General features: G+C 65.4%; 26 protein-coding genes and 4 pseudogenes. 9 read left to right on the top strand and 21 right to left on the bottom strand.

Annotated elements, in window-relative coordinates:
• Positions 1 to 174: 174 nt before the first annotated feature.
• Positions 175 to 1137, bottom strand: coding sequence for a hypothetical protein (locus QUE68_RS13900; protein WP_284226708.1), 963 nt, complete (start codon positions 1135 to 1137; stop codon positions 175 to 177).
• A gap of 124 nt (positions 1138 to 1261) precedes the next feature.
• On the opposite strand from QUE68_RS13900, the gene QUE68_RS13895 reads away from it, so the two are divergent.
• Complete coding sequence (locus tag QUE68_RS13895; protein WP_284226707.1) at positions 1262 to 2071, top strand: hypothetical protein; 810 nt, start codon at positions 1262 to 1264, stop codon at positions 2069 to 2071.
• Positions 2072 to 2086: 15 nt separating this feature from the next.
• On the opposite strand, the gene QUE68_RS13890 is transcribed toward QUE68_RS13895, so the two are convergent.
• Positions 2087 to 2731 (bottom strand): class I SAM-dependent methyltransferase, encoded by a 645-nt coding sequence (locus QUE68_RS13890; protein WP_284226706.1) that lies wholly within the window; start codon positions 2729 to 2731, stop codon positions 2087 to 2089.
• A 192-nt stretch (positions 2732 to 2923) separates the two neighbouring features.
• Here QUE68_RS13890 and QUE68_RS13885 point away from each other — a divergent pair, with 192 nt between their 5' ends.
• The 4 genes from QUE68_RS13885 (at position 2924) to QUE68_RS13865 (ending at position 6362) form a co-directional block, all read left to right on the top strand.
• A complete protein-coding gene (locus QUE68_RS13885; protein WP_284226705.1) occupies positions 2924 to 3226 on the top strand; it encodes a WXG100 family type VII secretion target in 303 nt (100 codons plus the stop codon).
• Positions 3226 to 3513: a WXG100 family type VII secretion target gene (locus QUE68_RS13880; RefSeq protein ID WP_284226704.1), complete on the top strand. Its 288-nt coding sequence runs from the start codon at positions 3226 to 3228 to the stop codon at positions 3511 to 3513. The genes QUE68_RS13885 and QUE68_RS13880 overlap by 1 nt, the downstream gene beginning before the upstream one ends.
• Positions 3514 to 3705: 192 nt before the next feature.
• On the top strand, positions 3706 to 6015 hold the full coding sequence (locus tag QUE68_RS13870; protein ID WP_454786363.1) for a WXG100-like domain-containing protein: 2310 nt from the start codon (positions 3706 to 3708) through the stop codon (positions 6013 to 6015).
• Entirely contained in the window at positions 6015 to 6362 is a 348-nt protein-coding gene (locus QUE68_RS13865) for a hypothetical protein (RefSeq protein ID WP_284226701.1), read from the top strand. The genes QUE68_RS13870 and QUE68_RS13865 overlap by 1 nt, the downstream gene beginning before the upstream one ends.
• A 496-nt stretch (positions 6363 to 6858) precedes the next feature.
• On the opposite strand, the pseudogene QUE68_RS13860 reads toward QUE68_RS13865, so the two are convergent.
• The 10 genes and pseudogenes from QUE68_RS13860 to QUE68_RS13815 form a co-directional block, all read right to left on the bottom strand.
• A pseudogene (locus QUE68_RS13860) lies at positions 6859 to 7347 on the bottom strand (IS3 family transposase); the annotation flags it as partial.
• 82 nt (positions 7348 to 7429) lie between these two features.
• Positions 7430 to 8419 carry a tyrosine-type recombinase/integrase gene (locus tag QUE68_RS13855; protein ID WP_284232743.1) on the bottom strand — a complete coding sequence of 330 codons (990 nt, stop codon included), beginning with the start codon at positions 8417 to 8419 and terminating at the stop codon, positions 7430 to 7432.
• Entirely contained in the window at positions 8416 to 9348 is a 933-nt protein-coding gene (locus QUE68_RS13850) for a tyrosine-type recombinase/integrase (RefSeq protein WP_284232744.1), read from the bottom strand. The genes QUE68_RS13855 and QUE68_RS13850 overlap by 4 nt, the downstream gene beginning before the upstream one ends.
• Positions 9345 to 10583, bottom strand: coding sequence for a tyrosine-type recombinase/integrase (locus QUE68_RS13845; RefSeq protein ID WP_284232746.1), 1239 nt, complete (start codon positions 10581 to 10583; stop codon positions 9345 to 9347). Before QUE68_RS13845 ends, QUE68_RS13850 begins: the two co-directional genes overlap by 4 nt.
• Before the next feature lie 164 nt (positions 10584 to 10747).
• A pseudogene (locus QUE68_RS13840) lies at positions 10748 to 11484 on the bottom strand (IS3 family transposase); the annotation flags it as partial.
• Positions 11485 to 11768: 284 nt separating this feature from the next.
• Positions 11769 to 12257, bottom strand: a pseudogene (locus tag QUE68_RS13835) (IS3 family transposase); the annotation flags it as partial.
• Positions 12258 to 12339: 82 nt separating this feature from the next.
• Positions 12340 to 13329: a tyrosine-type recombinase/integrase gene (locus QUE68_RS13830; protein ID WP_284232743.1), complete on the bottom strand. Its 990-nt coding sequence runs from the start codon at positions 13327 to 13329 to the stop codon at positions 12340 to 12342.
• Entirely contained in the window at positions 13326 to 14258 is a 933-nt protein-coding gene (locus QUE68_RS13825; protein ID WP_284232744.1) for a tyrosine-type recombinase/integrase, read from the bottom strand. Before QUE68_RS13825 ends, QUE68_RS13830 begins: the two co-directional genes overlap by 4 nt.
• Entirely contained in the window at positions 14255 to 15493 is a 1239-nt protein-coding gene (locus QUE68_RS13820; protein WP_284232746.1) for a tyrosine-type recombinase/integrase, read from the bottom strand. Before QUE68_RS13820 ends, QUE68_RS13825 begins: the two co-directional genes overlap by 4 nt.
• A gap of 164 nt (positions 15494 to 15657) precedes the next feature.
• A pseudogene (locus tag QUE68_RS13815) lies at positions 15658 to 16394 on the bottom strand (IS3 family transposase); the annotation flags it as partial.
• A 123-nt stretch (positions 16395 to 16517) separates the two neighbouring features.
• Between QUE68_RS13815 and QUE68_RS13810 the strand changes: the two are divergent.
• Entirely contained in the window at positions 16518 to 16826 is a 309-nt protein-coding gene (locus tag QUE68_RS13810; RefSeq protein ID WP_284226699.1) for a hypothetical protein, read from the top strand.
• Here QUE68_RS13810 and QUE68_RS13805 read toward each other — a convergent pair whose 3' ends face one another.
• Positions 16827 to 17228, bottom strand: coding sequence for a type II toxin-antitoxin system VapC family toxin (locus QUE68_RS13805; protein WP_284226698.1), 402 nt, complete (start codon positions 17226 to 17228; stop codon positions 16827 to 16829).
• A complete protein-coding gene (locus QUE68_RS13800; protein ID WP_284226697.1) occupies positions 17225 to 17557 on the bottom strand; it encodes a hypothetical protein in 333 nt (110 codons plus the stop codon). The genes QUE68_RS13805 and QUE68_RS13800 overlap by 4 nt, the downstream gene beginning before the upstream one ends.
• Before the next feature lie 89 nt (positions 17558 to 17646).
• Between QUE68_RS13800 and QUE68_RS13795 the strand changes: the two genes are divergently transcribed.
• Positions 17647 to 18402, top strand: a complete 756-nt coding sequence (locus QUE68_RS13795) for a VIT1/CCC1 transporter family protein (RefSeq protein ID WP_284226696.1) — start codon at positions 17647 to 17649, stop codon at positions 18400 to 18402.
• On the opposite strand, the gene QUE68_RS13790 is transcribed toward QUE68_RS13795, so the two are convergent.
• Positions 18363 to 19007, bottom strand: a complete 645-nt coding sequence (locus QUE68_RS13790) for a hypothetical protein (protein ID WP_284226694.1) — start codon at positions 19005 to 19007, stop codon at positions 18363 to 18365. The two genes, QUE68_RS13795 and QUE68_RS13790, sit on opposite strands and share 40 nt — an antisense overlap.
• A gap of 181 nt (positions 19008 to 19188) precedes the next feature.
• Between QUE68_RS13790 and QUE68_RS13785 the strand changes: the two genes are divergently transcribed.
• On the top strand, positions 19189 to 20229 hold the full coding sequence (locus QUE68_RS13785) for a zinc-dependent alcohol dehydrogenase family protein (RefSeq protein ID WP_284226693.1): 1041 nt from the start codon (positions 19189 to 19191) through the stop codon (positions 20227 to 20229).
• Between the two features lie 15 nt (positions 20230 to 20244).
• Here QUE68_RS13785 and QUE68_RS13780 read toward each other — a convergent pair whose 3' ends face one another.
• Positions 20245 to 21051, bottom strand: a complete 807-nt coding sequence (locus tag QUE68_RS13780) for a transglutaminase-like domain-containing protein (protein WP_284226691.1) — start codon at positions 21049 to 21051, stop codon at positions 20245 to 20247.
• Between the two features lie 28 nt (positions 21052 to 21079).
• On the bottom strand, positions 21080 to 21808 hold the full coding sequence (locus tag QUE68_RS13775; protein ID WP_284226689.1) for a peptidase: 729 nt from the start codon (positions 21806 to 21808) through the stop codon (positions 21080 to 21082).
• A 107-nt stretch (positions 21809 to 21915) separates the two neighbouring features.
• Here QUE68_RS13775 and QUE68_RS13770 point away from each other — a divergent pair, with 107 nt between their 5' ends.
• The gene (locus QUE68_RS13770) at positions 21916 to 22101 is read left to right on the top strand and encodes a hypothetical protein (RefSeq protein WP_284226687.1); all 186 of its coding nucleotides are present in this window, start codon (positions 21916 to 21918) and stop codon (positions 22099 to 22101) included.
• 51 nt (positions 22102 to 22152) lie between these two features.
• Here QUE68_RS13770 and QUE68_RS13765 read toward each other — a convergent pair whose 3' ends face one another.
• Genes QUE68_RS13765 through QUE68_RS13750 form a run of 4 tightly spaced genes read right to left on the bottom strand, consistent with a single transcriptional unit; the run spans position 22153 to position 25707 of the window.
• Positions 22153 to 23112 carry a glycine betaine ABC transporter substrate-binding protein gene (locus QUE68_RS13765; protein WP_284226685.1) on the bottom strand — a complete coding sequence of 320 codons (960 nt, stop codon included), beginning with the start codon at positions 23110 to 23112 and terminating at the stop codon, positions 22153 to 22155.
• Between the two features lie 3 nt (positions 23113 to 23115).
• Positions 23116 to 23865, bottom strand: a complete 750-nt coding sequence (locus tag QUE68_RS13760; RefSeq protein WP_454786362.1) for an ABC transporter permease — start codon at positions 23863 to 23865, stop codon at positions 23116 to 23118.
• Between the two features lie 29 nt (positions 23866 to 23894).
• Positions 23895 to 25067 (bottom strand): ABC transporter ATP-binding protein, encoded by a 1173-nt coding sequence (locus tag QUE68_RS13755; protein ID WP_284226684.1) that lies wholly within the window; start codon positions 25065 to 25067, stop codon positions 23895 to 23897.
• Positions 25060 to 25707: an ABC transporter permease gene (locus tag QUE68_RS13750; RefSeq protein WP_284226683.1), complete on the bottom strand. Its 648-nt coding sequence runs from the start codon at positions 25705 to 25707 to the stop codon at positions 25060 to 25062. The genes QUE68_RS13755 and QUE68_RS13750 overlap by 8 nt, the downstream gene beginning before the upstream one ends.
• Positions 25708 to 25773 lie beyond the last annotated feature (66 nt).

Genomic DNA, 25773 nt, shown 5'->3' with positions numbered 1-25773 from the left:
GAAGAGTGCCGCGGCACGGCGGCCGTCGCGGGCTTAGCAGGCCACCTCGTTCGAGGCTCCGACGCGTTGGTAAGCCGTTCTCCACCGGGGCGTGCGAGCCCGATGACGTTTCCGGGCACCGAACTGGGCGACCAGTGATCACCGCACGTCGGACCTGCTTGACGCGATGCCCGCCTAGCGACTGAGCGTGCGCAATCGCTTCAGCACCCTGGGCGCGTCATCGATGTCGATGTCGAGCGCAATGGACCCCAGATCGACATTTCCGATGGCGTGCGGCAAGAACTTCGGGAGCGACTCGATCACGTCGACCAGCTCGGCGATGAAGTCGCGGTAGCCCTCGAGCGGGCGGTTGAGCAACCGCCCGCAATCGGCGACGACATTGTCGAAATACGATGGCGCGGAGATCCTTCGGCAGCTCTCCGACAATGTGAGAAACCGTTCGTGGTAATCCATCAATCGGTGCGCGATGTGAGTGATGGCCTCGGCGTCACCGCTGGATCCGTTGGCGCCGAAGGAGTCCATGAAGGCGGGCGCCGCCATGAAGCGCTCGGCCTGCCTTGCCGTCGAGACCATCTCGTCGATCAACCCGAGGAGGAGCGGTTCGAGCTCCGCACCCGAGTACACCCGCGTCGTCGTCGGTGACGTGAACCCCAGCTCACTGTCGCGCAGGCGCGGCAGGACCGTGTTCTGCCGTTGCACCAGCACCGAGGTGAACAGTGCCCACTCCCAGCCCGAGGGCGTCTGCTCCGCCAGCGCCGCCAACTCACCGCCGGTCGCTGCCATCGTCGCGACCGCCGGTGGATCGTCGTCGTCGTCCTTCGTCGGTGGCATCACCGGCGGTGGAGAGACCACCTGCATCGCGGACGCGCCCTCCGCTCCGTAGACACCGCGACTGTCCCCGGCGATCGTCCACCGATGCTGGCGGTCAGCCCGCAGTTTCAGGTCACGTTGGCGCTCAGCGGCCAACTCCCGACGCACTTCCATGTACCGGACCAGGGCCCGGCCCGCGAAGCACAGCCCCACCAAGGCCGCCGCGCCGACGATCCACCAGATGTACTTGATGACGAACCCGATGGCGAGCAGCAGCAGGAACACCCCAGCGAAGCCACCACCGGAATCAGAACGCCCTCTGGCCATGGCAGGACGATACGAGCGGGCACCGACACGACGACATGATGACCTCGCGACGGGCCACTTCTCACGACGAGTGGCAGCCCCGCGGTCGAGGCGAAATGTCAGACCTGCCTGGGACAATGGACTGATGGAACACGTTCTTGACCACCGGTTGCACGTCGTCGAAACGACCGACTGGAAGGATGCCGTGATCGCGCTTCTCGAACCACGATCGCCCTATCAGCCGTGGCGCTACGGCACGGATGAGGCCGAAGAAGGAGATACCGTCGCGTTCGTCCTGAACACCGATCCGCCCTCGGTGCTGGCCGACGTCGCCCGCCTCGAGACCGACGCTCACCCCCGGACGGCAGTCTTCGAGCGACCGCTGCGACAGCCGAACCTGGTGGAGTTGTCGACGCTGGCGAAGGTTCTCGGACTCGAGGTGTGGGCGGCGCGCGGGTGGAGCTTCGGGGGAGACGACGCCATCAAGCTGGAGCTCTCGCTGGACGAGTGCCGCTACTGGTGCGCCCCGGCGAGCCGTTTCGGCCACAATTCGATGGCCGCAGCGCGGACGCTGTTGCGCTTCGACGGGCAATGCGATGGCTGTGAGCGCGACATCGATCTCACGATGTCAGGGGCTCGCGATCAGGTGGTGGTGCATACCGTCGATCCGCACACTCGGCCGCAGCCCGGATCGTTGGACGTCAACGTCGGCGACTGGCCCGCGGTGCTGTGCCGCAGCTGCCGTAATCGCATGGACGAGATGGGGTTCGCGAGCTTCGTCGACTACAAGGGCGTGCTGCACCCGCCGTGCCCTGGATGCGGTGCGCGCCGCACCCGCAGGACGTTCTACGGGATGCCCTCGGACTTCATGAACATCCCGCCGTGGTTGAACGCCGGCGGGTGCTGCCCCGAACCCGAGGAGTGGTGGTGCTTCGCGTGTGGTCACTCCTGGTGACGTCTGACGGCGGCCCTAGGCACGTGGTCTGAGGGCTGGGCCCATGGCTGCGCCGATGATCAACGGTTGGACGATTGCGGGCATGCCTCGCCAATGACGCTGCTGTACGTCGGCGAGTTCGAAGTGGTTCTCGCGCAACGCACTGACGATGTCGCGGTTGCAGTGGCAGCCGCAGGCGAAGCGACGCCACGGCTCGTGGAGTCGGTCTTGCCAGCGGGCCACGCGTGCCTCTGCAGCACGGACGTGCTCGACGAACAGCAGTCGACCGCCTGGCGCGAGTACTCGGGCGACCTCGCGGAGACTGGCGGCCGGGTCGTCGACGGTGCACAGCACCAACGTCGACACCACCGTGTCGAAGCTGTCGTCGGCGAAGGGCAAGTGCTCGGCGGGGGCGGACACGATGTCGACCGGCCGATCGGCGTCCTGGGGTGCCCGCTTCCGCAATCGGGCGATCATGGGCGGTTCGGGGTCGGCGAGGGTCAGGCTGGTTACTGCGGCCGGGTACAGCGGCAGGTTCAGCCCGGTGCCGGCGCCGATCTCCAAGACGCGGCCATGTGCGTCGGCCAGGACATGGCGGCGCATCTCTTGCATGCCGGCGCGCTCACCGAGCGCCAGGAACGGATCGTAGATGAGCGCGAACACGCGGCCGTACAACGACATTGGTGCCTCCATCCTCGGCGGTGCCGGATGCCCCGGCGCCGCCCCCACTTCGGGTTCTCCTAGACCACGTGCTGCGGACCAAAGACGTTCACCGACACGGGGTTGAACCGCGGTCGAAGTCCTTGCGTCCGAATTGCTGCGCTGTGGCCGCATCGCCTCGTGGAACGATGAATGCCATGCAGGGGGTGAGCCGTGGGTGAGTTGCAGGTGTCCGAGGCGGTGGTAGCTGGCGTCGCACGTGAGCTTCAGTCGGCCGTGACCGAGACGCAATCGGGCGTGACCTCGCTAGACGGCGAACTGACGCGTCTGCTCGGATCCGGGTGGACCGGTCAGGCCGGGTCGGCGTTCGGCGAAGTGTGGGCGGCTTGGCACGAAGGCGCCGAGAACGTGGTCAAGGGCCTCGAGGCGATGTCATCGGCGTTGGAGCAGGCCGTGCAGGGGTACGGCACCACCGATGCCGACGCTCGGGCGGCGGTCGAATCGGCGGGTATGTGATGGCCGCCTTCTCGGTGGATCTCGAGGCGTTGCTCGCCGGCGTCGACCAGATGTCGGCGTTTCACTCCACCCTCGAGCAGACGCTGGCGTCAGTGCGCGCCTCGGTCACGGCGTTGGGGATGACGTGGCACGGTGACGCCGCATCGGCGCAGGAATCCGCGCAGCAACAATGGGACGACAGCGCACAGCAGCTCGGCGAGGCATTGGCCCAGCTGCGTGACCTCGCCGAGCAGGCGCACTCCAACTATTCGAACGCGGCGTCGACCAATACCCGCATGTGGGGCTGACTCGGGGTGGCGCCCATCGTCGTCGACCCGACGCCCTAGCCGGAGCGGGACGCGCCGTTGCCACCGTTGGTGACGAACTCGCCACCGCGATGGGGACGCTCACGTCGAGCCTCGGTGGCGGGGCACCCAAGTGGGGTCGATGCCGCCGGGTTGGCGTTCGGTCTGGCCTATCAGAAGTCGGCGCAGGCGCTCATGGACGCTGGCGCAGCGTTGGTCAGCGGGTCGCGCAACGTCGGCTTTGGGGTCGGAATGTCGGCGACCAACTATTCCCAGGCCGACGCCGCGTCGACCATCGGTGGCGGTGCGACACCTCTGACCGCCCCCGAGAAGCCACCGGCGTTCGACACTCCGCCCTGTCCCTCATCACTCGGTGGCGGCGTCATGCCGCCGTTCTTGTGGTCCGTGTTGGAAACGTTCATCCCCGACTCGTGGCCAGACGGCAATCCCGAGCGGCTGCGGGCCTCGGCTGACGCGTGGCAGAGCTTCGCGTCGGAACTCAGCGGGAAGAGCGCCGAGCTGACCGCACCCTCCGGGATCATTGGCGGACAACAAATCCCCGAGAGCGGCAAGATGACGTCGGCGATGTCGGAACTGTCGCAGTCGATGTCATCAGTGGCCACCGAGGCAGGCAACCTCGCGACCCAGACCCGTGAGTTCGCCGACGACGTGCAATCTACCCAGGATGCGATTCGAGACCTGTGCGACCGCATCTCTCCGTCGGGTTTCTTCGACGGGATCACAGCGGTGTTCAGCGGCGACGCGCTGGACGAGATCAAGGAGATCGCCGACGATGTTCAGAAGGTGCTGGAGAACTTCGGCCGCCAGGTCGACGGCCGCATCTCGCTGATGCAGACGCTGATCACCGCGCTCGACGACGCCGTGGTCTCACTGCAGCAGACCGCACGCCGCGAGTTCACCCACTATCTGGGCGACGACGTCGGGGGAGCGCTGGCCAGTACCTTCGAGTTTCAGTCGAACGTGAGCGAAGGCGCTCTGAAGGCGGGCCTGGAGACGATCGTCGGCATCCAGCAGCTGGATCCCACCCGGTTCGCCTCCGATTCCGAGGGTGCCGCGGCGGCATGGGGTGGGGTACTCGACACGCTGAAGTACGCCACCCCGAACGGTGTGGCGATGGACCCGACGGGTGCCTTCGAGCACGGCAAGGACATGCTCGGCGGCATCGTGCATTCCGAGGATTGGCGCGCCGACCGGCCAGGGTTGGGACGGGGCGGCGTTCTCTTCGAAGCCGGTTCTGCCGCAACGGGTATCGGCGCCGCCAAGACCGGACTTCGGGGTGTGACCGCTGCCGCGGATGCCAGCGAAGGCAGCGCGGCTGCGCGAGCCGTGGTCGGAGCCGCCGAGGGCACTGCACCCATCGCCGGGCGGGCATCGGAGATCGCCGCCAAGCTCGACGACCTCACCACGCTCTCCGACGACATCGGCTCCGGTGCGGCGCAAGGAGCCCACTCCTCGGCGCTGCCTTCGTCTCTGGCCGACCCGGACCTGCCTCATGCGCCAGAAGCGCCCCGTTTGTCCGAAACGTCGACGCCGCAAGCGGTTCCGGATTCCATCGGTCCGCGATCGACGTCCGACGCGCCTCCGCCGCGCGTGCCGGAAGCTGCAGCCCACGTGCCCGACGCATCAGCACCGCGTACCGCGGAGGTGACCCCACAGACGCTGCCAGACGCAAGTGCCGCGCATGCCCCGGAGTCGCCGTCGCACAGCTCGCGGGCTGCAGCGGCTGAGAGCCCTGAGCCAGTGCTTGCCCCGTCACATGCTGGGGAAGCCTTGCCTCCGCGGGCGGCGTCCGAGCCAGCGATGGTTGCTTCTGGTGGCGGTGCGCACGCGCCAGACGTGCCGGCGTCGGGCTCGTTCCCTGGACTGACGGAGGTTCGTCCGATAGAGCCTCCGACAACGGCTTCACCTTTACCGGAAACACATTCGGGCGCGCAACACCAAGTGGCTCCGCCGACATCTCATGTGGACGATGTACCGACGCCGACGCAAGATCCCGAAGTATTCGATCCGAATACGGAGAAGCCACATCAATCTGCACCACATCACTCGGACCCTGACTCTGACGCTGACGATCCACCGCTGAGGCATCCTGATGTCCCGCAGAGCGGTCAGTACGATCTCGATAGTGCACATGCGCTTGAACTCGGCACCGATCCAGCGATTGGCGGCTTTCGCCCCGCCGAGGCAGAAACGGGTCTGCGCATCGAGCACGAACTTGGAATCACGCTCGAACGGTCGCCTCAGGGCTCGTCTGATTGGTTCGATCCCATGACGGGAGAGAGTTACGACGCTGTCGGGAACTTCGATGGAAAGCATCTGAAGTACCAGTGGGAGCACCTTCAGGCTTCGATCGTGGACCATCTCGAGAAGGCTGACTACGTTCCGGTCGACGTATCGCGTTTCTCGGCGGCGCAAAAGGCAATGGTTGAGGAATTCGTTCGGTCGCTCGTTACCGACAGAGTATTCACAGTGGGAGGCAATTGATGGCGGGTTCAATCTTTTTCGAAGGGGGGGACTGGGCGGCAAGTTCATCACGTATCTTCTTTGTGCTTGAATTTCTAGCCAGCAAGCTCCCCGAGGGTCCAGACAAAGATGAATTGCAAGAGCTCGACACTGAAAATTTGCCCTTTCTCGACCTTAGGCCGATAGACCGACGACAGCTGGTCGATCTGATTGCAGATGAACTACCGACGCGCGTCCAGTCAATCAGCGACGCAAGCTCGCGAAAAGATCTTGAGGAGGCCATTTCTGACTTGGTCCGACTCGCAAGACTTCAGCAGGCTGCCAATATTCAACGACAGAAACTGCCAGGAGATGGCGCAAGTGGCTAATGAAGACCGTTCCTTCTCCTTGACGGCATGTACGAAACTTATCAGTGGTTACGGCCCAAGCATGTCCGCCGCGTACGAGCTGAGATATGTTGAGGCTCAATATTATTGGAAGCTAGGTGACCCGGTGTGCGCACGGCCCCGTTAGGAGCGGACTTTGAAGACGTTGTTGGCATTTTTCTATAATTACTTCGAGTTTCTCTACCTCGATCGTAGATATCGAATTGTAGATTCGGCATCGAGCAGCTCAGGGACCAGTGACGCCTGGCTGAAACTCGCCGGACCCGTGCTCTCAGTCAGCATCAACTTGAACCGCGGCCAGATCGGAATCGGCATTGCTCCGTCGACTCTAGACTCGCCGAAGAACTGGTTCCGAGTGCCGATTGTGCGGCAGTTCCTGGACGGTTTCGAGGAAACGAACAACGTACCCCCGGCGGACACGGTCGCCTGGTTCCGTGACAAGGGCCTTGACCCCGGATGGTGGACACGGGATTTGTGGTTATGCGGCTTCGGGCAGCGTAGCGGGTGTGCGGGTCCTTTCGTAGGCGGCGGGGCTGACGTAGCGGCAGTAGGAGTGCCGTCGTTTCGTGTTGTAGCGGACCAGCCATCGGAAGACTTCGCGGCGGCACGTGGCGGCGTCATCCCAGCAGCTGTCGTCTTGGAGGATTTCGCGTTTGAGGGCGGCGTTGAACGATTCGGCAAGCGCATTGTCCGCGCTCGTTCCCACCGACCCCATCGACTGGACGACACCCAGATCGCGGCAGAGCTTGGCGAAATCCGTTGACGTGTACTGACTTCCGTGATCCGAGTGAAAGATGGACCCGATCACACCACTCCGTAGACTATCGGCGGCCTTCAACGCGTCCTCAACCAGCTCGGTGCGCATGTGATCGGCGATCGCCCACCCCGCGACCCGACGCGAACAGCAGTCGATCACCGTCGCCAGATACAAGTTGCCGCCGGCGGCCAGCGGCAAGTATGTGATGTCTTATGCCGACCCGTGGAATATGCCGACAGTGCTTGCGATGGCGCTCTCCTGCGCGGCTTTCGGGGCTGAGGGGTCGGCATATTCACAGGGATGTCAGCCAGGCCAGGATGTTGGGCGCGGGGCGGTAGATCCCGGGCTTGACGTTGGGTGGCCTGGTCCGGTCGATGGCGGCTTGTTTGATGGCCATGTCGGCGTGGAGGTAGGCGTCGGTGCTGTGGGTGTCGCTGTGCCCGAGCCATAAGGCGATTACGGAGACGTCGACTCCAGCGGCGAGAAGGTTCATCGCCGCGGTGTGGCGCAGGGTGTGCATCGTGACGTGCTTGGCGGTGAGGCTGAGACAGGTGGTCGTCGCGGTCGCGATGTGCGTGGCGAGGCGATGTTCGAGTGCGTCGCGGGACAAGGGTTGTCCGTGGGGGCCGCAGAACAGCGCGGAGCCTGGCCGGGTCATCCGTTCGGCGAGATAGGTCGTCATGGTGCTGGCGGTGGCTCTGGTCAGCGGGGTGATCCGTTGGCGACGTCCTTTGCCGGTGCAGGCGATGTGAGGGCCGGTGCCGAGGTGGATGTCGTCGTGGGTCAGTGAGCAGATCTCGCTGATCCGCAGACCGGTTTGCGCGGTCATGGCCAGCAGGGCGTGGTCGCGTCGCCCGGTCCAGGTGGTGGGGTCTGGTGCGGCCAGTAGTGCGTCGACCTCTGCGGGGGTCAGGAACTCGATGACGGGCCTGATTGTGCGTTTGGGTGGGATCGCAAGGACCTGGGTGATGGTGGCGGCGTGCTCGGGATGGTCGGGCAGAGCCCGGCCGAGCACGGAGCGGATCGCGGTGAGTCGGGCGTTGCGGGTTCTGCTGCTGTTGCCACGTTCGTGTTCGAGGTGGTCGAGAAACCCGGTGACGTGCGTGGCGGTGACGGCGTCGAAGTCGAGTGCGTCGGCGGGAATCCCGAGTGTCGCGGTCAGGTACTTCAGGAGCATCCGCCAGGTGTCGCGGTAGGAAGCGATGGTGTTGATCGACAGGTCGCGCTGGGTGTGGGCGAAGGTCGTGAAGTAGGTCTGCAAACTAATAGCCAAGGCGTTCACTGTATTTCACTTTCGGAGATGGGTTCGAGTTTGCTTGCGGCCAGGGCCATGAGTTCCCCGGTCGCGGTCAGGTACCAGTAGGTGTGGGCGGCGTCGGAGTGCCCCAGCCAGGTGGCCAGCAGCGAGAGCACCCGGTCGGGGTCACCGCCGTGGGCATAGGCCACGGTCATGTGCGCGGTGGCGAAGGTGTGTCTCAGGTCGTGCAGACGGGGGCGTGCCCTGCTCCGTGGGATGAGCCCGGCAGCCTCCCGGACTCGTTTGAACAGGGACTGAAATGACACGTAGACGTATCCGGTTCCCTTGCAGGTCACGAAGACCGGGCCGTGGGGGTCGGGGCGGGTGGCCATTCGGGCAGGCAGAGCGATGTACTGCCTGAGGGCGGCCGTCGTCGAGGGGTGCACTGGGACGCGCCGCTCGTCAGACTTCGCGGCCTTGATCGTCAGCAGGTCGTTGTGCTGGTCGATGTCGGGTACTCGCAGGTTCAGTGCTTCGCCGATCCGCAGGCCGGTAGCGGCAAGCAGACCGATGACGGTGCGCAGGGTCGCGGCGATCCGTTCGTCGGCGAACTCGGTGTCGCAGGTGGCAAGCAACGCATCGATGTCTTGTTGGCTGTAGATGAAGGGAACGGCTCGGGGTTTGCGGGCCGCAAGCAAGCCGTTGGGGATGACGGGGACATCGACATCGTCGGCGTGGAGGTAGGCGGCGAAGCGGCGCACCAACGACAGGCGGGTCGCCCACCATGAGGGGTGCGCGTCGGGGTTGAGCCGGGCCCACGTCACGGCATCATCGATGGTGAACGTCGTTGTCTGGCCTTGAGCTTCGAGCCAGGTGCAGAACAAGCCGACTTGGCGTTCGAGGTCGTTGAGCTGAAACCCCAGAGACCGGCGCAGCTGCAAGTACTCATCGAGTCGTTCGCGCAGTGTCCTCATCGCGGCACCTGCCCGAACGGGACGACCAACTCGCGCAACGATGCGAGGTCGACTTTCGCGTAGCCCATCGTGGTGACCGTGTAGGCGTGCCCCAGGAGCTCCTTGGCTTCGGTCAAGGAGCCACCTGCGGCCAACACGTCCATCGCGGCGGTGTGCCGCAGCCGGTGCGCGTAGATCCGGTCGATCCCCGCCAGATCCGATAACCGGGCGATGACCCCCGAGATGCCCGAGGTCGTCATCATCTGTCGGGGTGCCCGCAGCCGCACGAACACGGCCCGGTCCAGAGCGGGCGGCCGCAGCCGTAACCACGTCTCCAATGCCTGACCCACATCGACCGGGAGCGGCAACAGGTGCTCGCGACCCTTGCCGGTGACCCTGAGACGTCCACTTGCCCAGTCGATGTCGTCGATCCTCAGTTGGGCGGCCTCGCCAGCACGTAGGCCAAGGCGCACCAGGATCGTGACGAGTGCCCGGTCCCGCGCGCCGAGCGCGGTGGCCTGATTGCACACACTCAGCAAGGCCGCGACCTGATCGGTGTCCACGCCCCGCGGCAACGATCGCCGCGTCCCGGCAGCCTTGAGGATCCCGGCGGTCAGGTCCCGATCGAGGCGGCCGGTGCTCAACGCCCACCGCAGCAGGCAGCGGACAGATCCGACGATGTGAGCACGTGCAGCAACACCGTAGGGGCGTCCACGCTCAGCGACGTAGGCGTTGATGATCGACGCGTCCAGGCGCCGCCACTGTACCGAACCGTCAGCCGCCGTCAACACCTCCAGAAGGCCGGCCGCGTAGTGACAACGGGCCGCGATGGTCTTCTCAGTCAGTCCGCGCTGCTGCCGCATCCACGAACACCAGTCCACCACCGCGGACTTCACCGGCGTGAGTGAATCTATTTGGACCCCAGCCGAATTCAGATAGCCGGCGGCCATCAAGAACCTGCGTATGGTGCCGATCCAACGCTTCACTGTGGCGCACGGAAGATCTCGGGATCCCTCCACTTCGAGGAACCGGGCCAGCAGATCCTCATCGATGTCGTCGACCTCGACGCCCACCAGCTGCATCCACCAGCTCAGTCGTTCCAACACATTCACGACCGCGGCCGCCGAACCCGGCGAATAGCCCAGCCCGGCCAACCATCCCGAACACTCGCCCAGCACCATCGGCGCCAAAGGGCCCACCGGAACCCGCGGGACTCGAACCGGATACGACCGGGCCGTCGGCGATCTCTTCGTCACGGACCTCACCTCCAGACAATTCAGTGCCTGAAGCGTGACCACGACTATGCGACTATGCCGACCTTTTGTACCTCAGCACCACCGTTGGGCTGCACCATCGCAACGACTGTCGGCATATTCCACGGGTCGGCATAAGACATGTAATGCCGACGTCGGCATTAAAAGTCCCCGACATACTTCGTGTTCACCGCCGCGGAGGTGAAGTCGCGGCTCAGCAGATCGGGCACCTTCTGGTTCGCCGGGTCGGCCACGGTGGTCCTCACCCGTCGCCGACGGCGGTAGCCGGTGATCCCCGCGGTGCGCATCACCCGGGCCACCCGCTTGTGGTTGACCCGCTCCGCCTCGGGGGCACCGTCGTTGAGCTCGGCGGTGATCCGCGGCGCACCGTAGGTGGTGTCGGTGGTGTGCACCGCTCGAATGCGCTGCGCAAGTTTGTCATCGGCCACTATTCGTGCCGTGCGGGTCACGGCGGCGTTGACCCAGGCGTAGAACGACGACCGAGCGACGTCGACGATCTGACATAGCCACTTCACCTCAAAGGTGTCGGAGTGGTCGGCAACGAACTGGAAGCGGCTCACCAGTTCGTCTCCCCGGCGAAATATTTCGCCGCCGCCCTCAGGATGTCGCGTTCGGTGTTCAGCTTCACCGATTCGACTTCCAGTTCGCGGACCCGCGCTCGCAGCCGGATGGCCTCCTGCTCGGGAGTTTCGGCCGGGCCGGGCGGCGCCTCGGTGTGGCCCCGCCTGCGGATCGCGACACCCGCGGTTCTGAGCCAGGCCGACAGGGAGCCGTGCGCGATACCGAGATCGCTGGCGATCTGGGCGACCGTGGCGCCCTCGGTCACGCGATACAGCTCGACTGCATCGCTACGAAACTCTTCGGAGTAATTTTTCCTTGCCATCGCGGTGGATCATCTCGCTTCCCCCGGCTGAAATCCGGGATCAAGCGTGTCCAACACGCGGGGCGAAGGCCCCAATGTCGCTCGGCTTGAAACGATGTTCGGCCCCGACACGGCGCTCCGTTCTTGCGAGCAGATAGCTACCATAGAAAAGGAGATGGCCGACAAGTACTTCGGGCCTGCCCAAGACCCTGGAACGGCTGAAGTGTTGTGAGCTCGATCGTGCCCCAGCGCGCCTGCCCAGCCATTCGGGCCTTGACCCCGGATGGTGGACACGGGATTTGTGGTTATGCGGCTTCGGGCAGCGTAGCGGGTGTGCGGGTCCTTTCGTAGGCGGCGGGGCTGACGTAGCGGCAGTAGGAGTGCCGTCGTTTCGTGTTGTAGCGGACCAGCCATCGGAAGACTTCGCGGCGGCACGTGGCGGCGTCATCCCAGCAGCTGTCGTCTTGGAGGATTTCGCGTTTGAGGGCGGCGTTGAACGATTCGGCAAGCGCATTGTCCGCGCTCGTTCCCACCGACCCCATCGACTGGACGACACCCAGATCGCGGCAGAGCTTGGCGAAATCCGTTGACGTGTACTGACTTCCGTGATCCGAGTGAAAGATGGACCCGATCACACCACTCCGTAGACTATCGGCGGCCTTCAACGCGTCCTCAACCAGCTCGGTGCGCATGTGATCGGCGATCGCCCACCCCGCGACCCGACGCGAACAGCAGTCGATCACCGTCGCCAGATACAAGTTGCCGCCGGCGGCCAGCGGCAAGTATGTGATGTCTTATGCCGACCCGTGGAATATGCCGACAGTGCTTGCGATGGCGCTCTCCTGCGCGGCTTTCGGGGCTGAGGGGTCGGCATATTCACAGGGATGTCAGCCAGGCCAGGATGTTGGGCGCGGGGCGGTAGATCCCGGGCTTGACGTTGGGTGGCCTGGTCCGGTCGATGGCGGCTTGTTTGATGGCCATGTCGGCGTGGAGGTAGGCGTCGGTGCTGTGGGTGTCGCTGTGCCCGAGCCATAAGGCGATTACGGAGACGTCGACTCCAGCGGCGAGAAGGTTCATCGCCGCGGTGTGGCGCAGGGTGTGCATCGTGACGTGCTTGGCGGTGAGGCTGAGACAGGTGGTCGTCGCGGTCGCGATGTGCGTGGCGAGGCGATGTTCGAGTGCGTCGCGGGACAAGGGTTGTCCGTGGGGGCCGCAGAACAGCGCGGAGCCTGGCCGGGTCATCCGTTCGGCGAGATAGGTCGTCATGGTGCTGGCGGTGGCTCTGGTCAGCGGGGTGATCCGTTGGCGACGTCCTTTGCCGGTGCAGGCGATGTGAGGGCCGGTGCCGAGGTGGATGTCGTCGTGGGTCAGTGAGCAGATCTCGCTGATCCGCAGACCGGTTTGCGCGGTCATGGCCAGCAGGGCGTGGTCGCGTCGCCCGGTCCAGGTGGTGGGGTCTGGTGCGGCCAGTAGTGCGTCGACCTCTGCGGGGGTCAGGAACTCGATGACGGGCCTGATTGTGCGTTTGGGTGGGATCGCAAGGACCTGGGTGATGGTGGCGGCGTGCTCGGGATGGTCGGGCAGAGCCCGGCCGAGCACGGAGCGGATCGCGGTGAGTCGGGCGTTGCGGGTTCTGCTGCTGTTGCCACGTTCGTGTTCGAGGTGGTCGAGAAACCCGGTGACGTGCGTGGCGGTGACGGCGTCGAAGTCGAGTGCGTCGGCGGGAATCCCGAGTGTCGCGGTCAGGTACTTCAGGAGCATCCGCCAGGTGTCGCGGTAGGAAGCGATGGTGTTGATCGACAGGTCGCGCTGGGTGTGGGCGAAGGTCGTGAAGTAGGTCTGCAAACTAATAGCCAAGGCGTTCACTGTATTTCACTTTCGGAGATGGGTTCGAGTTTGCTTGCGGCCAGGGCCATGAGTTCCCCGGTCGCGGTCAGGTACCAGTAGGTGTGGGCGGCGTCGGAGTGCCCCAGCCAGGTGGCCAGCAGCGAGAGCACCCGGTCGGGGTCACCGCCGTGGGCATAGGCCACGGTCATGTGCGCGGTGGCGAAGGTGTGTCTCAGGTCGTGCAGACGGGGGCGTGCCCTGCTCCGTGGGATGAGCCCGGCAGCCTCCCGGACTCGTTTGAACAGGGACTGAAATGACACGTAGACGTATCCGGTTCCCTTGCAGGTCACGAAGACCGGGCCGTGGGGGTCGGGGCGGGTGGCCATTCGGGCAGGCAGAGCGATGTACTGCCTGAGGGCGGCCGTCGTCGAGGGGTGCACTGGGACGCGCCGCTCGTCAGACTTCGCGGCCTTGATCGTCAGCAGGTCGTTGTGCTGGTCGATGTCGGGTACTCGCAGGTTCAGTGCTTCGCCGATCCGCAGGCCGGTAGCGGCAAGCAGACCGATGACGGTGCGCAGGGTCGCGGCGATCCGTTCGTCGGCGAACTCGGTGTCGCAGGTGGCAAGCAACGCATCGATGTCTTGTTGGCTGTAGATGAAGGGAACGGCTCGGGGTTTGCGGGCCGCAAGCAAGCCGTTGGGGATGACGGGGACATCGACATCGTCGGCGTGGAGGTAGGCGGCGAAGCGGCGCACCAACGACAGGCGGGTCGCCCACCATGAGGGGTGCGCGTCGGGGTTGAGCCGGGCCCACGTCACGGCATCATCGATGGTGAACGTCGTTGTCTGGCCTTGAGCTTCGAGCCAGGTGCAGAACAAGCCGACTTGGCGTTCGAGGTCGTTGAGCTGAAACCCCAGAGACCGGCGCAGCTGCAAGTACTCATCGAGTCGTTCGCGCAGTGTCCTCATCGCGGCACCTGCCCGAACGGGACGACCAACTCGCGCAACGATGCGAGGTCGACTTTCGCGTAGCCCATCGTGGTGACCGTGTAGGCGTGCCCCAGGAGCTCCTTGGCTTCGGTCAAGGAGCCACCTGCGGCCAACACGTCCATCGCGGCGGTGTGCCGCAGCCGGTGCGCGTAGATCCGGTCGATCCCCGCCAGATCCGATAACCGGGCGATGACCCCCGAGATGCCCGAGGTCGTCATCATCTGTCGGGGTGCCCGCAGCCGCACGAACACGGCCCGGTCCAGAGCGGGCGGCCGCAGCCGTAACCACGTCTCCAATGCCTGACCCACATCGACCGGGAGCGGCAACAGGTGCTCGCGACCCTTGCCGGTGACCCTGAGACGTCCACTTGCCCAGTCGATGTCGTCGATCCTCAGTTGGGCGGCCTCGCCAGCACGTAGGCCAAGGCGCACCAGGATCGTGACGAGTGCCCGGTCCCGCGCGCCGAGCGCGGTGGCCTGATTGCACACACTCAGCAAGGCCGCGACCTGATCGGTGTCCACGCCCCGCGGCAACGATCGCCGCGTCCCGGCAGCCTTGAGGATCCCGGCGGTCAGGTCCCGATCGAGGCGGCCGGTGCTCAACGCCCACCGCAGCAGGCAGCGGACAGATCCGACGATGTGAGCACGTGCAGCAACACCGTAGGGGCGTCCACGCTCAGCGACGTAGGCGTTGATGATCGACGCGTCCAGGCGCCGCCACTGTACCGAACCGTCAGCCGCCGTCAACACCTCCAGAAGGCCGGCCGCGTAGTGACAACGGGCCGCGATGGTCTTCTCAGTCAGTCCGCGCTGCTGCCGCATCCACGAACACCAGTCCACCACCGCGGACTTCACCGGCGTGAGTGAATCTATTTGGACCCCAGCCGAATTCAGATAGCCGGCGGCCATCAAGAACCTGCGTATGGTGCCGATCCAACGCTTCACTGTGGCGCACGGAAGATCTCGGGATCCCTCCACTTCGAGGAACCGGGCCAGCAGATCCTCATCGATGTCGTCGACCTCGACGCCCACCAGCTGCATCCACCAGCTCAGTCGTTCCAACACATTCACGACCGCGGCCGCCGAACCCGGCGAATAGCCCAGCCCGGCCAACCATCCCGAACACTCGCCCAGCACCATCGGCGCCAAAGGGCCCACCGGAACCCGCGGGACTCGAACCGGATACGACCGGGCCGTCGGCGATCTCTTCGTCACGGACCTCACCTCCAGACAATTCAGTGCCTGAAGCGTGACCACGACTATGCGACTATGCCGACCTTTTGTACCTCAGCACCACCGTTGGGCTGCACCATCGCAACGACTGTCGGCATATTCCACGGGTCGGCATAAGACATGTAATGCCGACGTCGGCATTAAAAGTCCCCGACATACTTCGTGTTCACCGCCGCGGAGGTGAAGTCGCGGCTCAGCAGATCGGGCACCTTCTGGTTCGCCGGGTCGGCCACGGTGGTCCTCACCCGTCGCCGACGGCGGTAGCCGGTGATCCCCGCGGTGCGCATCACCCGGGCCACCCGCTTGTGGTTGACCCGCTCCGCCTCGGGGGCACCGTCGTTGAGCTCGGCGGTGATCCGCGGCGCACCGTAGGTGGTGTCGGTGGTGTGCACCGCTCGAATGCGCTGCGCAAGTTTGTCATCGGCCACTATTCGTGCCGTGCGGGTCACGGCGGCGTTGACCCAGGCGTAGAACGACGACCGAGCGACGTCGACGATCTGACATAGCCACTTCACCTCAAAGGTGTCGGAGTGGTCGGCAACGAACTGGAAGCGGCTCACCAGTTCGTCTCCCCGGCGAAATATTTCGCCGCCGCCCTCAGGATGTCGCGTTCGGTGTTCAGCTTCACCGATTCGACTTCCAGTTCGCGGACCCGCGCTCGCAGCCGGATGGCCTCCTGCTCGGGAGTTTCGGCCGGGCCGGGCGGCGCCTCGGTGTGGCCCCGCCTGCGGATCGCGACACCCGCGGTTCTGAGCCAGGCCGACAGGGAGCCGTGCGCGATACCGAGATCGCTGGCGATCTGGGCGACCGTGGCGCCCTCGGTCACGCGATACAGCTCGACTGCATCGCTACGAAACTCTTCGGAGTAATTTTTCCTTGCCATCGCGGTGGATCATCTCGCTTCCCCCGGCTGAAATCCGGGATCAAGCGTGTCCAACACGCGGGGCGAAGGCCCTTCCGCATGTCGATCGCGGGCGAATCATTCAAGAGTTAGGCAACGGCGTAAGTGTGCCTATGGCTGACGAAATCGGGGCATTTGTGCGGCACGCTGTCCGCGTACTACCTCGACCGCGACGGCCTGCAGGTCGAGACCTTCATCGACACCCAGGTTGCCGACCTCAGCATCGAAGACATGGCCAGTGATCGCTTCGCCGCGAACCCGATCGGCGTTCCCGTCGACCTCGACGGCCTGACCGCCGCCTTTCTGGCGGGCGACTCGATCGCCGTCCTCCTCGAGCAGCCGCCGCTGCAAGATGGTCAGTTCGAGGCGCTCATCACCGCGATCCCCGCAGCACGCCAACACGTCTCGGCGTGACTAGCCGTGTGGGACCTGATGCTCTGCCACCGACAGCCCGAGGTCGAGTGCACTGGCGGCGAGTTTCAGATCGAAGGTCGCGACCGCCGCGTCGTGGTGCTCGGCCGTATAGAGCACGCAGCAGTCTGGCATCTTGAGGTGGGTGGTAGCCCGCAGTTCGCCGAGGCGGCGAGCGGCGCCGGCCGGTAGGTCCAGAGGTTCGACGTCGAGACGTGCCAGAAGTCGAGCGAGTCGGTCGGCCTGGCCAGCGCGGGCCGCGCCAACGTATACCTCGGCGATGGTGACGACGCTCGACGCAAACGGCTGCATGGCATGTGTCATCAGCAGATCCGTAGCCTCGACATGATGCACATCCGCCGACTCGAAGTGTGCGATCAACACGCTGGCGTCGAGCACGATCATTCGGGCCAATCTTCCCGCAGTGTTTTGAGGTAGTCCACGCCGAAGACCCCGGTCAACGCGCCGCCGGTCTCCGACACGGCTTGCCGACTCGCCAGTACAGCATCAGCGTCACTGTGCACGATCGCATTTCGCCCTTCGAGGATGAGTCGCCGGAGCAGCGCGCCGGGCTTGTCCGCGAGGTCGGGCCATGCACGGCGTGCCACCCCGAGCGCATCGGCGATGTCCTCGGTCTCGGTGATCGCGTGGCGTGGGTGACTCGTCGGCATGCCGAAGTGTACCACTGTGCCCAATGGTGTCACACCGAGCTTGGCGGCGCGGGCGGTAGACATTGTCGGCACCGGATAGCGCCGTGTCCTCCAGCTTTGGCTAGCCTTCGATTGCTGGCTGACCTGCGCGAAAGCGCCTATTCTCCGTGATCGTGAGTCAACGTCAGGACGAGAACGCCGACACCACGGATGGTCAGTCAGCCGAACCCCATCCCGCGGAGCCCCACGGCACCGGCACGGCATCGAAGCTCAACTGGTTGCGCGCCGGTGTCCTGGGTGCCAACGACGGAATCGTCTCCGTGGCGGGTCTGGTCGTCGGCGTGGCAGCCGCCACCACCGAGCGCGGACCGATCATGACCGCGGGCGTCGCGGGCCTGGTCGCCGGTGCCGTCTCGATGGCACTGGGCGAGTACGTCTCGGTCAGCACGCAGCGCGACACCGAGAAGGCCCTGCTCGAGAAGGAACGCCAGGAACTCGTCGATTCGCCGGCCGACGAACTCGCCGAGTTGGCGGCGATCTACGAGGGCAAGGGGCTCAGCACCGCCACCGCGTGGCAGGTCGCCGAGGAACTCACCGCGCACGACGACTTCGCGGCCCACGTCGACGTCGAACTGGGCATCGACCCCGACGCCCTCACCAACCCGTGGCAAGCGTCGCTGTCATCGGCCGTCTCGTTCACCGTCGGAGCGCTGCTCCCGCTGATCGCGATCATCGCACTGCCCCCGTCGGTGCGGATTCCCGTCACCTTCGTCGCGGTGCTGATCGCGTTGGCCCTCACCGGTTCCATCAGCGCGCGCCTCGGCGGCGCCGACCCGCGCCGGGCCGTCCTGCGCGTGACCCTCGGCGGGGCGATCGCGATGATCGTCACCTACGGCATCGGGCAGCTGCTCGGCGTGGTCGGGGTCTGACGAGGCTCGGTCGTCGCCAGGTCAACCGCTTGCCGCCCAACATGATTCGCCACGTCCGACCGTCCCCGCAGCAGCGCCACGCCCATGCCGATGAATGCGATGGCGGGCCCCGCCTCGGCGAGGGCGCGCGTGTAGGTGGGTAGCCCGGAGGCCGCGGCAACCAGAACGACTCCGCCGATCAGGCAGAATCCGGTCCACCGTGGCAGCACCCGGGCCTGGACGACGGCGATGCCGAAGGCCACTCCGCCGATCAGCATGATCGCTCCGTGTGCCGTCATCCATGGGCCGAAGCTCGCGGTCAGGGCCCGATAGTCCACGACGCCCTCGACCAATGCGTAAACCACTGTGCTGGTGAAGAACACGTAGGCGTAGGCGTAGGCCGTCGCACCGAACAAGCCCAGCCAGCCGATGCGAGGTCGTTGTGCAGCGAAGAGGCCGAGAACGAAGAGCGGGATCGTCGACTCGCCAAGGTAGGTGAGGACCAGGCGCGTCGTCGAGAAGTTCCCCTGCACCACTTCGACGACGTCGGAGATGAGGTAGACGGCCGAGAAGACGATTGCCGCCAGCCCGACGAGTTCGCCCAGACGTCGGTGGGTGCATGTCATCGGCCCATTGGACTGCGCCCCCTGGTCCAGCGGTAGAGCACAAGGTCCGCGGAGGCAAGAAGGGTCTTCGGCCTCTGGTGCCCGAGCGGGGTAGCGACGACTGTTGCACCCATCAGCTGCGGGCCATTCGGATAGCACCTCATCCGACTTCTCCCAGAACCACCACGAAGGGGACACCCCGATGAAGGCATTGGTTTATCACGGACCAGGGCAGCGCGCCTGGGAGGAAGTACCCGACGCGACCGTGCAACAGCCGACGGACGCCGTCGTGCGGGTCGACGCCGTCACCATCTGCGGCAGCGATCTGCACATCCTCAAGGGTGACGTGCCGGAGGTGACCGTGGGCCGGATCCTCGGCCACGAAGCCGTCGGCACGGTGACCGAGATCGGTTCTGCGGTAAACCGGTTGGCGGTCGGCGACCGCGTATTGGTGTCGTGCATCACCTCCTGCGGCAGTTGCCGGTACTGCCGCGAGGGCGTCTACGGGCAGTGCCTTAACGGCGGTGGCTGGGTTCTGGGTCACCTCATCGACGGCACGCAGGCCGAGTACGTCCGAGTACCGTTCGCCGACAACTCGACTCACCAGATTCCCGATGGCGTCACCGACGAGCAGATGATCGTTCTGGCCGACATCCTGCCCACCGCGTACGAGGTGGGCGTCCTCAACGGCAAGGTGCGTCCGGCCGACGTGGTCGCGATCATCGGTGCAGGCCCCATTGGGCTCGCCGCGATCCTCACCTCGAAGCTCTTCAGCCCCAGCCACATCGTGGCGATCGACATCGCCGACTCGCGGCTCGAGGCAGCCCGCAAGTTCGGGGCCGACATCGTGGTCAACAGCAGCCGTGACGATCCCGCCGACGTCATCGGTGAACTCACCGGAGGTCTGGGAGCCGACGTCACGATGGAGGCCGTCGGCCTGCCGGAGTCCTTCGAGCAGGCGGTCGACCTGGTCCGTCCCGGCGGGCACATCGCGAACATCGGGGTACATGGCGCACCGGCCACGCTGCACCTCGAGAGCATTTGGATCAAGGACCTCACCATCACCACCGGTCTGGTCGACACGTCGTCGACGCCGACCCTCATCGGATTGGTCGCCAGCCACCAGCTGGACACCTCACCGATGATCACCCACCGCTTTAAACTCGACCAGTTCGAGGAGGCCTACGACGTGTTCGAGCGCGCGGCCGAGACGGGTGCGCTGAAGGTCTTCATTACCGCGTAGCCGTCGGCGTCGGCCTTACGTCACCTCGTCGGTCCGCACCGTGAAGCTCGTCAAGGTGTTGGGGCCGAACGCATTACTCAACGCCACGTCCGCGGCGTCACGCCCCCGCGCCATCAACACCCTGCCGATCCGTGGCGTGTTGTTGCGCGCGTCGAACGTGTACCACTGCCCGCCCAGGTACACCTCGAACCAGGCGGCGAAGTCCATCGGGCCGTAGGGCGGCGGCATGCCGATGTCGCCGAGATACCCGGTGCAGTAGCGCGCGGGGATGTTCATGGCGCGACAGAAGGCCACGGCCAGATGGGTGAAGTCGCGGCAGACGCCGACCCGCTGGTTGAACGCCTCCAGCGCGGTGCGCGTATTGTCCGCCTGCTGATAGTCGAACGTGATGTGGTTGTGCACGTAGTCACAGATCGCTTGCACGCGATCCCAGCCGGTGGGCCCCTGCCCGAAGAGATCCCACGCAATCTGGGACAACCGGTCGGTATCGCAATACCTGCTGCCGAGCAGGAAGACGAGCGCCTCCTCCGGCAGATCGGGTACCGGAATCTGTTGCGCCTCACGGACGATGACGTCGGGCAATCCCGTGTCCTTGACGACGGCGTCGGCCCAGATGCGCGTCTCGCCCGCTGGCGCCACGATGCGGGTGCACCAGTTGCCGAAGCCGTCCCGATAGCCCGACATCGGCACCGGAGGGTCGACCATCAGGTTGTCCCGGCCAACCAGATCGGACACCCGGGTGTAGTGGATGCTGAGGGTGAGCATCATCGGAGTTGGCCGTGGGCAGTCGAAGACCATTTCGAAACCGACGTTAATCTTCATCATCAACCCCTATTCATCGTGACGGCACTCACCAGTGCAATTCGGGCAGATGCCGAAACACCTGCCGCGTCCCCTCGCCCCACTCCTGACTCAACGCCGTGAAGTAGGGATCGCCGACGTCGAACTTGCGTCGCAAAGTCACTGCGAGACTGTCTTTTTCGTAGCAGAGCAGATCGATTGGCATGCCCACCGACAAATTGCTGCGCATCGTCGAATCGAAGGACACCAGCACGCACTTGGCGGCATCGGCGAGGGGAGTGTCGCGCGTGAACACGCGATCGAGGATCGGCTTGCCGTACTTGGTCTCACCGGTCTGAAAGAAGGCCGTCTCGACGCCGGCCTCGATAAAGTTCGTCTCGGCGTAGATCCGGAACAACCGCATGGGCTCGCCGTCGATCTGCCCGCCGACGATGAACGACGCGTTGAAGCGGACTTCCTTCTGCGCGAGGTGACCGGCATCATGCTTCTCGATCTCGCGCATCGCATCGGCCACCAACCGCACGACGTCGAACATCGTGCGCGCGCCCATCACGTTGGTCGCCGCGTCGCCATCGGCGCAGCGCTGCCTCAGAACGCTGATCACGGCTTGGGTTCCGGCGAGGTTGCCCGAACTGAGCAGCACGATCACGCGGTTGCCGCGGCGCTCGAACACCGTCATCTTGCAGAACTTGAGGACGTTGTCCATGCCGGCATTCGTGCGTGAGTCCGAAGCGAAGATGATTCCGTCGTCGAACATGGCGCCAATGCAGTAGGTCAAGAAACAAGCCTTCGTGTGCGACGGTGTCGCCGATGCGGCGGATGTTCAATCGAGGTGACGCAATTGACGCTACACCGGGTGCCGTCCACACCGTCTAGTGTCGAACCATGCGCATAGTCGTCCTGGGTCTCGGTGTCCTCCTCGCCTGCTTCGGCGTGCTGTGGGCCCTGCAGGGTTTCGGCATCGTCGGCGGCAGCCCGATGTCCAACACCACCACGTGGTCCATCATCGGACCCATCACCGCGTTGATCGGCGTCGGCATCGCCGGTTTCGGCGCGCGGATGCGAAAGTAGCTGCCGCTCAGGGCAGTACTGGTGACTGGCAATCTCCACCGTTGAACGCGACTACGTGAGCAGGCCCTCGTCGATCAACCACTCGCGGGCGACCAGAGCGGGGTCGTCACCGTCGTTGTCGACCCGTGCGTTGAGCGCCAGCATGACCTCGTTGGTGACCTTCGGATTGAGCTGCGCGAAGATGTCGGCCAACTCCGGATGTGCGCTCAGCAGATCGCCGCTGATCACCTCGGTCAGGTTGTACAGCGGGAAGAACTGCCGGTCGTCCTCGAGCACCCGCAAGTCCAGCGACGGGATGCGGCCGTCGGTGGTGAACACCTCACCGAAGTTGCAGTCGCCGTCGGCCGTCGCGGTGTAGATGACACCCGTGTCGAGATTGGTGACCGTACCGAGCCGGTCGCGGGACAGGCCGTAGGCCTCCAGCATCGGCACGAATCCATCGTTGCGACTGGCGAATTCGCTCTCCACGCAGAACGTCAGCTCCTCGCGCGGCAGCCGCGCCAGGTCGGACAGCTTGGTGACGTTGAGCCGCTGCGCCTCCGACTCGCGGATCGCGAACGCGTACGTGTTGTTCATCGGCGCTGGCGGCAACCACGTCATGCCGTTCGCCTTGTCGGCATCGTTGACGGCCAGCCACTGCTGCGTCTCGTCCTTGATCGGCTGCTCGTTGCCCAGGTAGTTGATCCAGCCGGTACCGGTGTACTCGGGGGAGACATCGGCATCGCCGTTGAGCATCGCCTGCCGGACTCCGAAACTGCCCGGCGTGTTGGTCAGATTGGTGACGTCCGCCCCGGCCGCACCCAGAATGATCGACAGCATGTTGCCGAGGATCAACTGCTCGGTGAAGTCCTTCGCAGCAACTGTGATCTTGACCCCTTCGAGCGAGTCGTAGTGTTGGATCGCCCCCGGCTTCGCCTCCAAGACGGCTCCGCTCGCCGACCGCAGACCGCAGCCTGCGAGCACCACGCCCAGGAGTAGCACCACCCCATACGTCGACAACCGTCGCAACATGGCTCAGAGTCCCTTCGGCGAGGCGATCATCTCGACCACGCGCGCCAGCCAGTCGATGGCCAACGCGAGCGCGGCGACCAGGATCGCGCCGACGATCAGCGTCGTCGTCTGCTGCAGCTTGATTCCGGTCGTAATCAACTGGCCCAGGCCACCGGCTCCGGTGAAGGACGCCAGCGCCGCCGTTCCCACGATCAGCACCAACGCCGTGCGTACCCCGGCGATGATGACCGGCAGCGCCAGCGGCAGCTCGATCCGCAGCAGCGTCGACCGCGCCGACATGCCCATCCCGCGGGCCGCCTCGACCAGCCGGGCGTCGACGCCGTCGAGGCCCACCACCGTGTTGGCGATGATCGGCAGCGCGCCGTACACCGTCAGCGCCACGATTGCACCGACGCTGCCGATCCCGAAGAGCACCGCGCCGAGGGCGATCAGCCCGATCGCGGGGGCGGCCTGGCCGAAGCCGGCCACCGTGATGATCGGCTTGGCGAAGCGACGCATCGGCCCACGGGTCAGTGCCACGCCGACCGGGATGGCCACCACGCAGGTCAGCAGCGTCGCGGCGAGGCTGATCACCAGGTGCTCGCGCAGCAGGGTCAATAGCGCCGACACCGATAGCGACCGCTTCTCGGACTCCGAGATGTCGGCGACGTTGACGTAGATCAGCGCGGCGGTGACCGCCGCGACGCAGAGCAGCGGCTGCAGCACCCAGCGCAGCCGGCCCGGCCTGACGGACGCCGCCGAGGAGGCCTCCAGTTCGACCACGACGTCCGGGACGGCGGCCGTCACGACGCCGGCTCCACCCGGGCCGAGGCGCCGCGAAGAGCACCCATCGCGTCCATGATGGTCTCGACGCCGATGACGCCCTGGTACGCATTGCGGCGTCCGGTCACCACGACCACGCCGTGCGACGACGTCAGCATCGTGTCGAGCGCGTCGTTCAGCGTAGAGGCGAGGCTGACCACCTCGAGGTTCTCGTTGCGCGGCACGGTCGTCAACGCCTTCGGGTCGGCCAGCTCGTCGACGGATAGCCAGCGCTGCGGACGGTCCAGGTCGTCGAGCACGATCACGTACTCCCGGTCCATGCCCCGGGCCGCCCGCACGGCCTCCGCTGGATCGCCGCCGACCCGCGCGACGGCCGCCTCGTTGAGGTCGACGTCGCGGACCCGGGTCAGGGTCAGCTGCTTGAGGGCCGCTCCATGACCGACGAAACCTCGGACGAAGTCGTCGGCCGGGTTGGCCAGGATCTCCTCGGGGGTGTCGTACTGGACGATGCGGGAGCCCTGCTGCAGGATCGCGATCTTGTCGCCGAGCTTGACCGCCTCGTCGAAGTCGTGGGTGACGAACACGATGGTCTTGCGCAGCTCCTCCTGCAGCCGGAGCAACTCGTCCTGCAGCCGCTGCCGGGTGATGGGGTCCACCGCACCGAACGGCTCGTCCATCAACAGCACGGGTGGGTCGGCGGCCAGCGCCCTCGCCACCCCGACCCGCTGCTGCTGCCCGCCGGAGAGCTCGCGCGGGTAGCGGTCGCGGTACTTGCCCGGTTCCAGGTTGACCAGCTCGAGCAGCTCGTCGATGCGGGCCGAGATGCGCTTGCGGTCCCACTTGACCAGGCGCGGCACGATCGCGATGTTGTCGCCGACCGTGAGGTGTGGAAACAGCCCGGCGCCCTGGATGACGTAGCCGATGTGGCGGCGCAACTCGTCGGCGTTGCGGTGGGTCACGTCGTCGTCACCGATGAAGATGCGACCACTGGTCGGCTCGATGAGCCGGTTGATCATCTTCATCGTCGTCGTCTTGCCGCAGCCCGACGGACCGACCAGCATCACGATCTCACCGGCCGCGATCTCGAGCGTGATGTCGTCGACCGCGGGTGGGGTCTTCGGGTCGTACTGCTTGGTGACGCCTTCCAGCCGGATACGGGCGCCGCCGTTGGACTGCGCACGGGTGTCAGACACGAATCCCCCTCGGGGTGGTGAGTCGGGTGATCAGGTTGAGCACGGTGTCGAGGACGACGGCCAGGATCAGGATCCCGACGGTGCCCGCGACGATGGAGTTGGTGGCGTTCGCCCCGCCGGTGCGGGAGATGCCGGAGAAGATGTAGCCGCCGAGCCCTGGGCCCAGCGCATAGGCGGCGATGGCGGCGATGCCCATCAGCATCTGCGCCGAGACCCGAACGCCCGTCATGATGACCGGCCAGGCGATCGGCAGTTCGAGGCGCACCAGGGTGGTCAAACGGCTCATTCCCATGCCGCGCGCCGATTCGACGAGTGCGGGATCCACGCCATTCAACCCGACCAGGACGTTGCGGAGGATCGGCAGGAAGCCGAAGAACACCAGCATGATGACCGAGGGCAGCACACCGATGCCGACGATGCCGACGAGCACGCCGAGTAGGGCATACGAGGGGATCGTGAGCCCGATGGACGTCAGCGCGTTGCCGAACGCCAGGCCCCACCGCGAGTGGTAGACGAGGACGCCGACCGCGATGGCGGCGGCGGTGGCCAACAGCAGCGTCTGAACGACGAGGCTCATGTGCTGATAGGCCAGGAACGAGAGCACCGACCACCGGTCGCTGACGAAGTCGATGAACCCCATGTCGTTGGTCTGGCCCTCCGTGTGCCCAATATGCTTTGCCCAAAATGCCAGGACGCGTGTACCCAG

The sequence above is a fragment of the Mycolicibacterium sp. TUM20985 genome, from assembly GCF_030295745.1.
GTDB lineage: Bacteria > Actinomycetota > Actinomycetes > Mycobacteriales > Mycobacteriaceae > Mycobacterium.
Note: the sequence above shows the minus strand (reverse complement) of the source record. Positions and strands in the feature narration are given on the sequence as shown.

What these genes read in the sequence shown, in the direction of transcription:
- QUE68_RS13900 (WP_284226708.1), bottom strand. Translation starts at nt 1,137, where the DNA reads ATGGCCAGAGGGCGTTCTGATTCCGGTGGTGGCTTCGCTGGGGTGTTC.
- QUE68_RS13895 (WP_284226707.1), top strand. Translation starts at nt 1,262, where the DNA reads ATGGAACACGTTCTTGACCACCGGTTGCACGTCGTCGAAACGACCGAC.
- QUE68_RS13890 (WP_284226706.1), bottom strand. Translation starts at nt 2,731, where the DNA reads ATGTCGTTGTACGGCCGCGTGTTCGCGCTCATCTACGATCCGTTCCTG.
- QUE68_RS13880 (WP_284226704.1), top strand. Translation starts at nt 3,226, where the DNA reads ATGGCCGCCTTCTCGGTGGATCTCGAGGCGTTGCTCGCCGGCGTCGAC.
- QUE68_RS13870 (WP_454786363.1), top strand. Translation starts at nt 3,706, where the DNA reads ATGGACGCTGGCGCAGCGTTGGTCAGCGGGTCGCGCAACGTCGGCTTT.
- QUE68_RS13865 (WP_284226701.1), top strand. Translation starts at nt 6,015, where the DNA reads ATGGCGGGTTCAATCTTTTTCGAAGGGGGGGACTGGGCGGCAAGTTCA.
- QUE68_RS13850 (WP_284232744.1), bottom strand. Translation starts at nt 9,348, where the DNA reads ATGAGGACACTGCGCGAACGACTCGATGAGTACTTGCAGCTGCGCCGG.
- QUE68_RS13825 (WP_284232744.1), bottom strand. Translation starts at nt 14,258, where the DNA reads ATGAGGACACTGCGCGAACGACTCGATGAGTACTTGCAGCTGCGCCGG.
- QUE68_RS13805 (WP_284226698.1), bottom strand. Translation starts at nt 17,228, where the DNA reads ATGATCGTGCTCGACGCCAGCGTGTTGATCGCACACTTCGAGTCGGCG.
- QUE68_RS13800 (WP_284226697.1), bottom strand. Translation starts at nt 17,557, where the DNA reads ATGTCTACCGCCCGCGCCGCCAAGCTCGGTGTGACACCATTGGGCACA.
- QUE68_RS13790 (WP_284226694.1), bottom strand. Translation starts at nt 19,007, where the DNA reads ATGACATGCACCCACCGACGTCTGGGCGAACTCGTCGGGCTGGCGGCA.
- QUE68_RS13785 (WP_284226693.1), top strand. Translation starts at nt 19,189, where the DNA reads ATGAAGGCATTGGTTTATCACGGACCAGGGCAGCGCGCCTGGGAGGAA.
- QUE68_RS13780 (WP_284226691.1), bottom strand. Translation starts at nt 21,051, where the DNA reads ATGAAGATTAACGTCGGTTTCGAAATGGTCTTCGACTGCCCACGGCCA.
- QUE68_RS13770 (WP_284226687.1), top strand. Translation starts at nt 21,916, where the DNA reads ATGCGCATAGTCGTCCTGGGTCTCGGTGTCCTCCTCGCCTGCTTCGGC.
- QUE68_RS13765 (WP_284226685.1), bottom strand. Translation starts at nt 23,112, where the DNA reads ATGTTGCGACGGTTGTCGACGTATGGGGTGGTGCTACTCCTGGGCGTG.
- QUE68_RS13750 (WP_284226683.1), bottom strand. Translation starts at nt 25,707, where the DNA reads ATGGGGTTCATCGACTTCGTCAGCGACCGGTGGTCGGTGCTCTCGTTC.